The sequence below is a fragment of the Micromonospora yasonensis genome, assembly GCF_026013475.1.
Classification (GTDB): domain Bacteria; phylum Actinomycetota; class Actinomycetes; order Mycobacteriales; family Micromonosporaceae; genus Micromonospora; species Micromonospora yasonensis.
Genome location: NZ_JAPDPH010000067.1, coordinates 22198 through 32068 on the forward strand (window position 1 = coordinate 22198; position 9871 = coordinate 32068).

At 69.7% G+C, this 9871-nt stretch carries 4 protein-coding genes and 2 pseudogenes; 4 read left to right on the top strand and 2 right to left on the bottom strand.

Going from position 1 to position 9871, the window contains the following annotated elements; genetic code table 11:
- Positions 1–25 precede the first annotated feature (25 nt).
- The 3 genes from ONA70_RS16090 (at position 26) to ONA70_RS16100 (ending at position 8158) form a co-directional block, all read left to right on the top strand.
- Positions 26–1201, top strand: coding sequence for a substrate-binding domain-containing protein (locus tag ONA70_RS16090; RefSeq protein WP_265007246.1), 1176 nt, complete (start codon positions 26–28; stop codon positions 1199–1201).
- The gene (locus ONA70_RS16095; protein WP_265007247.1) at positions 1198–2049 is read left to right on the top strand and encodes a sugar phosphate isomerase/epimerase family protein; all 852 of its coding nucleotides are present in this window, start codon (positions 1198–1200) and stop codon (positions 2047–2049) included. The genes ONA70_RS16090 and ONA70_RS16095 overlap by 4 nt, the downstream gene beginning before the upstream one ends.
- A gap of 169 nt (positions 2050–2218) precedes the next feature.
- Positions 2219–8158: a ThuA domain-containing protein gene (locus tag ONA70_RS16100; RefSeq protein WP_265007248.1), complete on the top strand. Its 5940-nt coding sequence runs from the start codon at positions 2219–2221 to the stop codon at positions 8156–8158.
- 313 nt (positions 8159–8471) lie between these two features.
- Here ONA70_RS16100 and ONA70_RS16105 read toward each other — a convergent pair whose 3' ends face one another.
- On the bottom strand, positions 8472–9077 hold the full coding sequence (locus ONA70_RS16105) for a sulfatase/phosphatase domain-containing protein (protein WP_265007249.1): 606 nt from the start codon (positions 9075–9077) through the stop codon (positions 8472–8474).
- Between ONA70_RS16105 and ONA70_RS16110 the strand changes: the two are divergent.
- Positions 9028–9378, top strand: a pseudogene (locus ONA70_RS16110) (helix-turn-helix domain-containing protein); the annotation flags it as partial. The gene ONA70_RS16105 and the pseudogene ONA70_RS16110 overlap by 50 nt on opposite strands.
- 55 nt (positions 9379–9433) lie before the next feature.
- Here the strand turns inward: ONA70_RS16110 and ONA70_RS16115 are convergent.
- Positions 9434–9871, bottom strand: a pseudogene (locus tag ONA70_RS16115) (transposase); the annotation flags it as partial.

A 9871-nucleotide genomic window follows, 5' to 3' on the forward strand; every position in this document is an offset into this window, starting at 1 on the left:
CAAGGTTAGTAAGGAGATCACGATAATGACCAAGAGATGGGCTCCGGTGGTCGTGGCAGGCGTGCTGGCGCTCGCCGGGTGTTCCAGCGACCTGCCCGACGACCAGGCCAGTGCCGGCGGATCACCCAGTTCCGACGCGAGCAAGTCGAAGTTCTTCGACCAAGCGGAGTACGACCGCCAGCTGGCGTTCCGCAGCGCCACACCGCAAGGCCCAGACGGCAAGCCCTGGGAGCAGATGCTCGAGCCGGAAATGGTGGACACCGCGCAGTTCGCCAAGCCTGGCGGAAAATACACCCTCTGCTTCTCCAACGCCGCGGTGAACAACCCGTGGCGACAGGTGGGCTTCAAGACCATGCAGCAGGAGGTGAAGCTGCACCCGGAGATCACCACGTTCACCGTGCTGGATGCGGAGGCCAAGGACGACAAGCAGATCAGCGACATCCAGTCGCTGTCCGGCAAGAAATGCTCCGCGATCATCATCTCGCCGAACACCACCGCCACGCTGACGCCGGCCGTGGAGCAGGCGTGCCAGACCGGCGTGCCGGTGATCGTGTTCGACCGAGGCGTCAACACCAGCTGCCCGGTCACCTTCATCCACCCCATCGGCGGCTTCGCCTTCGGCGCCGACGGCGCGGAGTTCCTGAAGGAGAAGGTCAAGCCGGGCGGCAAGGTTCTCGCCCTGCGCATCCTGCCCGGTGTGGACGTGCTCGAGCAGCGCTGGGCGGCCGCCAACGAGATCTTCGGCGGCAGCGAGCTCAAGGTGGTCGGTGTGGAGTTCACCGACGGCGACGCGGCGAAGACCAAGAGCATCGTGGCCGACTACATCCAGCGCGAAGGCCGGATCGATGGCGTCTGGATGGATGCCGGCGCGACCGCCGTCGCCGCGGCCGAGGCATTCCAGGACGCCGGGGTCGACGTCCCGGCCATCGTCGGCGAGGACCAGCAGGACTTCCTGCGGCTGTGGGCCAACGAGAACCTCAACGCGGTCGCCCCGACCTATCCGACCTACCAGTGGCGCACGCCGATCATCGCCGCGCTGAAGATCCTCAAGGGCGAGCAGGTGCCGAAGGAGTGGGTGCTGCCGCAGCCGCGGATCACCGGCGACAACGTCAAGGACTACGTCAAGCAGGACATGCCGCCACTGCACTACGCCATGTGCGGCTGCGAGGCCATGCCGGGCTACCCGGGGCCGTGGAAGTGAGCGGACATCCGCTCGGGGTCAACACCTGGGTGTGGTCCTCGCCACTGACCGACGCGACCTTGGCCGCCCTCGCGGCCAAGGTCGCGGGGTGGGGCTTCGACGTGCTCGAACTCCCGGTGGAGAACCCCGGCGACTGGGCACCGAAGCAGGCCGCCCAGGTGCTCGCCGACCACGGTCTCGGCGCCACCGTGTGCCTCGTGATGCCACCCGGTCGTGAGCTGATCGCGGCAGACCCGGCCACCATCCGATCCACACAGGACTACCTGTTCCAAGTGGTGGACGCCGCCGCGGCGGTCGGTTCGCCGGTGATCGCCGGTCCGGCGTACGCCTCGGTCGGCCGGACCTGGCGGCTGTCACCGGCCGAGCGGACCGCGGCGTACGCGCAGCTGCGGGACAGCCTCGCCCCCGTCGTCGAGTACGCCGGCGCCGCCGACGTCACGGTGGCCGTCGAGCCGCTCAACCGCTACGAGACGAGCCTGCTCAACACCGTCGGCCAGACCCTCGAGGCGATCGGCGACCTGCCGCACTGCGGCGTCGCGCTCGACCTCTACCACCAGAACATCGAGGAGACGGACATCCCGGCGGCGATCCGTACGGCCGCCGGCCGGGTGGCACACGTCCAGGTGTGCGGCAACGACCGCGGCGCCCCCGGCGCAGACCACCTGGACTGGCCGGCGATCCTCGCCGCGATCGACGCAGCGGGCTACGCCGGCCCGCTGTGCATCGAGTCGTTCACCGCGGAGAACGCCACGATCGCGACCGCCGCCTCCATCTGGCGTCCGCTCGCCGAGAGCCAGGACGCGATCGCGGTGGACGGCCTGACGTTCCTGCGGGCGGTGATGCCCTAGGACCCACCGCCAACTCCACCCCAGTCCGACGGCGCCGGCACGCCGCACGGTCATGACCACCCCCGTAGTTCCTCGCGCCCAGGAGGCACCGCATCTCATGAACGTGACCTGGCGTCCCCGGTGGGGACGATTGCTCGCGATACCCGTCGTCGGCGCACTCGCGCTGTCCATGATCAGCCCAGCGCCGGCGGCCGCCCACCCGGGCGACCACGGCCAAGCCCACGTGCTGATCTTCACCAAGACCACACAGTTCCGGCACACCGAGGCGATCGAGCAGGGCGTTCCCGTGCTGCAGGCCGCCTTCGCCGAGGCCGGGATCACCTCGCAGCACACCGAGGACTCGTCGATCTTCAACGACGAGGACCTCGCGCACTTCGACGCCCTGGTGATGTTCCAGGCTTCCGGCGACCCGTGGACCGCCGACCAGAAGGCGGCGATGGAGCGCTACATGCGGGCCGGGCACGGCATCGTCGCCATCCACAACGCCACCGACATGCGCGGGAACTACGCGTGGTGGGACAACATGATCGGCACGCTGATGCCCGGCCACGCCGCCACCGGCACCAGCCCCGGCCTGCCCGGCACCGTCCGCGTCGAGGACCACAGCCACCCGTCGACCGCGCACCTGCCGCAGCGGTGGGAGCGCGCCGACGAGTGGTACAACTACGCGCTCAACGTCCGCGGCAACGCGCACGTGCTCGCCACGATGGACGAGACGACGTACAACCCGGGCAACAACGCCATGGGCTACGACCACCCGATCTCGTGGTGCAAGCCGTACGACGGCGGCCGTGCCTGGATGACCGGCATGGGCCACTTCGGCGCGCACTACACCGGCGAGCCGGGGCTGGTGCAGCACATCGTCGGCGGCGTGAAGTGGGCCGCCGGCATGGTCGAGGGCGACTGCGGCGGAACGGTGTGGGACCAGTTCGAACGGGTCCCGCTGGACCAGAACACCAGCGCCCCGTTCGCCATGGACGTCGCACCGGACGGCCGGGTCTTCTTCACCGAGTTGGTCCGCGGCCAGATCCGGGTGTACGACCCGCGGACGAAGACCACCTCCACCGCGATCACGATCCCGGTGTACTCCGGCGGTGAGGACGGCCTGCTCGGCATCGCGCTCGACCCGAAGTTCGCCCAGAACGGCTACCTCTACATCTACTACGCGCCGGCGAGCACGAACGACAGCGACCCGGCGAACTTCGTCAGCCGCCTGTCCCGGCTCACCGTCGGGCCGGGCTCGCAGATCGACCGGGCCACGGAGAAGGTCCTGCTCGAGGTGCCGGCGCGCCGGCTCCCCGACGAGCCCGGTCACACCGGCGGCGGCCTCGGGTTCGGCCCGGACGGGAACCTCTACCTGAGCGTCGGCGACGACGTGAACCCGCACTCCGAGCCGTCCGGCGGCTATGCGCCGCTGTCCGAGCGGGACGGCACGTTCCACGACGCGCGGGCGACCTCGGCCAACACCAACGACCTGCGCGGCAAGCTGCTGCGGATCCGCCCCGAGGCGGACGGCACCTACTCCATCCCCGCGGGCAACATGTTCCCGCCCGGCACGGCGAAGACCCGGCCGGAGATCTACGCGATGGGCTTCCGCAACCCGTTCCGGTTCTCGATCGACCCGCAGACCGGGGCCATCGGCCTGGCGGACTACTCGCCGGACAACAGCAACGACAACCCGGACCGTGGACCCGCCGGCATCGCCGAGTGGAACCTCATCACCGAGCCCGGCTTCTACGGCTGGCCGCTGTGCATGGGCAACAACGAGCCGTTCCGGGACGTGGACTACCGGACGAACCCGGTGACGGTCGGCGCGTATTTCGACTGCGCCCGCCCGATCAACGACTCGGTGCGCAACACCGGCCTGACCGAGCTGCCGCCCGCCAAGCCGGCCAAGATGTGGTACGGCTACAAGCGTTCCTCGGTGCCGTCGGTCATCCCGCAGGGTGGCGGCCTGGCTCCGATGGGCGGCCCGTTCTACAAGTACGACCCGAACCTGCAGTCCGACACCAAGTTCCCGGCGTCCTACGACGGCAAGCCGTTCTTCTACGAGTGGTCGCGGAACAAGATGTACTCGATCATCCCGAACGGGCAGGGCGGGGTCGAGAAGGTCAATCCGTTCCTGCCGCAGCAGCAGTTCCTCGCCCCGATCGACTCGAAGTTCGGTCCCGACGGCTCGATGTACGTGCTGGACTGGGGCGGCGGCTTCGGCCGCGACAACCCGAACTCGGGGCTGTACCGGGTAGACTACATCTCCGGCTCGCGTTCGCCGACCGCGAAGATCAGCGCGACACCGGACTCCGGCCAGGCGCCGCTGCAGGTCCGTTTCGACGGCTCGGGCAGCACCGACCCGGAGAACGAGCAACTGCGCTACGAGTGGGACTTCACCGGTGACGGCTCCGCCGACTCCACCGAGCCGAAGCCGACCTTCACCTACACCGCGAACGGCGTCTACAACGCCCGCCTCACGGTGACCGACCCGGCCGGCAAGACCGGGACGGCGACGGTGCCGATCACGGTCGGCAACACCCGGCCGAAGGTGACGTTCAACCAGCCGCCCAACGGCGCGTTCTTCGACTTCGGCGATGAGGTGAGCTGGGACCTGTCGGTCAGCGACGTCGAGGACACCCAGATCGACGACGCCGACGTGGTGATCCAGCCGGCGATGGGCCACGACGAGCACGCGCACCCGGCCGAACCGTTGCACGGGCGCACCGGCAAGGTGGTCGCCGACCTCGGCGGCGGGCACGGCGAGGACATGAACGTCTTCTACGCAATCGACGGCCGCTACGCCGACTCCGGCGGCGCGGGTGGCATCCCGAGCCTGACCGGTTCGGACACCACCCTGATGTTCCCGAAGCAGCGGGAGGCGGAGTTCTTCGACAACTCGTCGAACGTGACGGTCGGCTCGTCGCGGGACGTCGAGGGCCACGGGAGCTCCATCGCCGGCCAGAACGGTGCCTGGGCGTCGTACGACCCGGTCAACCTGCACAACGTCGACCGGTTGATCCTGCGCGCGTCGGCCGCCAGCGCGGGCAGGATCGAGCTGCGGCGCGGCGCGCCGGACGGTGAACTGCTGGGCACCGCGCAGGTGCCGGCGACCAGCGGCGGCGGCTACGTGGACGTCCCGGTCGAGGTGGCCGACCCCGGCGAGACGTTCACCCTGTACGCGGTGTTCCCGGGGGCCGGTGAGCGGCGCCTGAACTTCATCGAGGCCGACGGCAAGGGCGTCTCGCCGACGAGCAAGCCGAAGGTCGCGGTGACGTCCCCGACGCCGACCGACGAGCTGGAACCGGGCGAGATCCAGGTGACCGCGGCCGCGAGCGACGCGGAGAACACGATCACCAAGGTCGAGTTCTTCGTCGACGGCACGTCGATCGGCGTCGACACCACGGCCCCGTACTCGATGAAGTGGAACGCTGCCACCCAGAAGCGCTACCAGCTGACCGCGGTCGCGACCAACGACAAGGGCTACCACGCCAAGTCCCGCGTCGTGCAGGTCGAGGTCGGTGACCTCTACGGAGCCTGGCAGACCTACAGCAACACCACCGCCGCGTTCGACCGGCCGGACCAGGACACCTGGATCATCAACGCCGGCGGCGAGAACATGTGGCAGGGCACCGACCAGTACGGCTCGGTGTACATGCCGGCGGCGGCCGGCAACACCTGGACCGCCACGGTGAAGATCGAGAGCCAGACGAACACGAACAACTCCGCCAAGGCTGGCCTGATCGTCCGTAACGACATCACCCAGCCCGGCAGGTCGCCCGGGTACGCGGCGATGACGATGCGGGCGGGCCTCGGGTTCGAGTGGCTGCGCGACACCGACGGCAACGGCCAGCTCGACGCCAGCACCGGCGCCAGCAACACGAGCTACCCGTCCTGGGTGCGGATCGTGCGCGACGGCGGGAAGTACTACGGGTACTGGAGCAAGGACGGGAAGTCGTTCACCCTGGTCGGCGACCCGGTGACGCTGCCCGGCGCGGCCAGCCCGCAGGACATCGGCCTCGCGGTCACCGCGCACAACGCGTCGGCCACCAGCGAGGTGAAGTTCACCGGCTTCACCCTGGTCGACAAGGCCATCCACCCGGCACCGCCGCAGACCGCTCCAGGCTGCGCGATCCGCGGCTCGGACACCTTCGACGGTGACACGCTGAACGCCAACCGGTGGACCACGGTGCGCAACGCCCCGAACCTGCCGGTGCGGGTCACCAACGGCGGGCTGGTGCTGCCGGTCACCAACGGCGACATCAACGAGGCGAACACCGGACCGATCAGCTACGCCGGCCAGCGCGCCAAGGTCGGACCGTGGACGATCACCACGAAGGTGACCATCCCGCACGACCGCGAGTGGCAGCACGCCGGTCTGCTCATGCACGGCACCGACAACGACTACGTCAAGTTGGCGTTCACCCGCTCCTCGTCGGGCGGCCGGATCATGGAGTTCCAGACCGAGGCCGGCGGGACGCGGACCTGGCACGCCAACGTGGGCCTGCCGGCGGACTTCCCGTCCACCGCGCACCTGCGACTGGTCAGCGACGGCCAGAAGCTGACCGCGGCGTACTCCGCCGACGGCCAGAGCTGGACAGCGCTCGCCGGCTCCGCGACCGTCATCCCGAACGCGACCGTCGGCCCCATGGCCGCCGGTGACACCGGGACGGCGCGGGTCAACGCCGTGTTCGACCACTTCACCATCACGCCGGACGGCACGGACGACGGGGTCCGCGCGCCCAGCGACGAGTTCGACGGCAACGCTCTGGACGGCTGCCGGTGGAACTCGGTGGTGCGGTACGACTCGACCAAGGCCGCGGTGAGCGGTGGTGCGCTGCGCATCGAGACCCAGCCGGGCGACATCAACGGCACCAACAACGACTCCCCGCGGAACTTCATCCTGCAGAAGATCCCCGCGGACGTCGCCGCCGGCGACTGGACGATCGAGACCAGGCTGACGCCGACAACGCTGCACAAGTGGCAGCTGGCCGGCTTCCTGGTCTACAACAACGACGACAACTACGTGAAGTTCGACGTCGTCGCCAACAACAACGCCGGAACGCCGACCAACCTGCGCGCCGAGCTCGTCTCGGAACGCAACGCGCAGTTCGGCAACGGCGGCAACCGGTCGATCGACATCGCCGACTCGTCCGAGAGCGGCTGGTACCACATGCGGCTGACCCGGAGTGGGAACACCTACTCGGCCCAGATCAGCGACGGCGGGGTCAACTGGACCTCGCTGGGCCAGCCGGTCACCAACGACGCCGTGATGACCTCGTTCGGCCTGATGGCGTTGGGTCCGGAGCAGGCGCAGCCGGTCACCGTAGCGTTCGACCGCTTCCGGGTTCTCGACACGACGGCGCCGAGCCTGACGGTGTCGGTCGACCCGGCGCAGCCGGACGGCCGCCGTGGCTGGTACACCTCGCGCCCGACGGTCACCGCCTCGGCCACGGATGACCGTGGTGGCCCGGTCCGCATCGAGGTCGTCGAGGGCGATGGCGACTGGACCGAGTACCGCGAGCCGATCCAGGTGACCGAGGACGGCCGGCGGGAGCTGCGGTTCCGGGCGATCGACGAGGCCGGCAACGTATCCGCGCCGAAGGCGGCGTCCCTGCCCGTAGACACCACGGCCCCGGTCGTGACCGTCGACGGCGTAGCGGATGGCGGCAGGTACGACCTCGGCACGTCGCTGCCGATTGCCGCCACGGCACGGGACGCCGCGTCCGGCGTCGACTCGGTGGCGCTCCGCCTCGACGGGGTGGCGATCGAGAGCGGTGCGGGTGTCGCGCCCACGGCGGGCGGTCACAAGCTGACCGTCGTGGCGACCGACCTGGCCGGGAACGTCAAGGAGGTGACGGTCGCCTTCGAGACCGTCGCCACCTACGACAACGCCCAGGCGCTGGTGCGGCGCTACCAGGCAGAAGGTCTGATCAGCGAGGATCTCGCCGACGACCTGTTCGGCCAGCTCGAGGCGGCCCAGCGCACAGCGGCGGCGAACCGGCCGGACCAGGCCAAGGCTGCACTGGACCGGTTCGCGGCGGCGGCCAGCAATGCCACCGACGAGTCGGCCCGCGCGCAGCTGCTCGCGGCTGGCGCCTACCTGCGGGCCCGCCTGTGAGGAGATGACGGCGAGCCGGTGCCGGCCGGCTCCCGACCGGTGCCGGAGCACGCCACGCGTGCTCCGGCACTTGGTCTTCTGGGGCGGCGCAGTGCGGGTCGACCGCCGCCGCACGACAGCGCGGAGGCGGCGGCGGGCGGCCGTGACGGCCGCGAGGTGAGAAGGCCGTGCACGTTACGTGGTTGGGCGTCCGAATCGCGCGACGAAGATTGCGTCCGGCTCCGATGGCTCGGCGGCGGCGTTCGGCGCGGACGCTAGCCCCGTGGCCGATGCGGCCAGGAGCGCGTGCTCGCCATGATCCAGTTACGGTCACTCATCGCGGCACCCCTGCCATGCGAGTCGATGGGGTCCATGGGGTGTCGCCGCACTCCGCCTGGACCCGGGCGAGTTCCGTGGTCAGTTCGGCGCGCACCCCTGCGTACGCGGGGTCTTCGTACACGCTGTGCAGCTCCCACGGGTCGGTGCGCAGGTCGAACAGCTCCCACTCCGGCTCGTACCGGTTGTCGGACGTGCCGGGGATGCCGAGCCCGTCGGAGTAGTAGTAGACGAGCTTGTGATCGCGGGTGCGTACGCCGTAGTGGGCCCAGACGTGGTGCTCCGAGTCGTCGTGTTCCCAGTAGCGGTAGTAGACCGACTCGCGCCAGTCGGACACGTCCTCCCCGCGTAGCAGGGGGCGTAGCGAGCATCCCTGCATGCGTCCGTCGGCCGGCACGCCGGCGTAGTCGAGGAACGTCTGGGCGAAGTCGACGTTCATCGCCAGGGCGTCGCAGGTGGTGCCCGCCGGAATCTCCGCCGGGTAGCGGATGAGGAACGGCATCCGCAGGGACTCCTCGTACATGAACCGCTTGTCGTACCAGCCGTGGTCGCCGAGGGCTTCGACGTGCCTGCGGCATCTCGGGTACCGGCACCTGGCGCTCAACGCTGCGCGGGTGGCGGTGGCCGCCGCCGAGGAGGTCGAGGAGCCGGCGTGGCTGGCGGCGTCCCGGTTCGCGTACGCGCAGAGTCTGCCGATCGAGGCCGCGCCGCTGGCGGCCAGGGCCGCCGACCGGTCGCTGGCTGAGCTTCAGTCCGCCGCCGCTGATGAGCGGGTGCGGCAGATGCTCGGCCAGTTGCATCTCTCGGCCGCGCTGACGTCGGCGGTGAGCGGTCGACTGGATGCGGCACGCGATCACCTCTCCGAGGCGGCCCGTGAGGCGGCAACCCTCGGGGATCCGCCTTCGACATCGACAAGTCGACCGCGCAGCGGATCCTCGCCGCGCTCGCCGCCCGCGGCTTCCTCAGCGCCGATGGGATCTGCGCGAGGGCCTGGTCGAGGACGGTGACGTGGTCGGCGGTGGTGTTGGATCCGGCCCGGCCTTCCCGCAGCAGGCCGGCGAGGGCTTCGCCGGTGTTGTCCAGAAAACACAGCAACGGGTGGAATCCGAACGTCTTCTTCCAGGTCCGGGTAGCCGACTCCTTCTCGGAATGGCAGATCACGATGGTTGCGTCGATGTCCAGGACCAGGCCTTCTACCTGCTGGCCCGCCACCATTGGCTGCGGCAGGTCACCGTGGGTGTCGGCGTACTGGGCCCAGGCGATCTCACGCGCTTGTGCCCGGGCGGACCGCAGTTCGGCCAGCATCGTGGCGTCGAGTTGCGACAACAGTCGCCACGCGGTCGGGTCGGACGCGACCGACCCGAACAGGCCGGGGGGTGTCCAAGGACTGGGCTGAAA

What these genes read in the sequence shown, in the direction of transcription:
- ONA70_RS16090 (WP_265007246.1), top strand. Translation starts at nt 26, where the DNA reads ATGACCAAGAGATGGGCTCCGGTGGTCGTGGCAGGCGTGCTGGCGCTC.
- ONA70_RS16100 (WP_265007248.1), top strand. Translation starts at nt 2,219, where the DNA reads ATGATCAGCCCAGCGCCGGCGGCCGCCCACCCGGGCGACCACGGCCAA.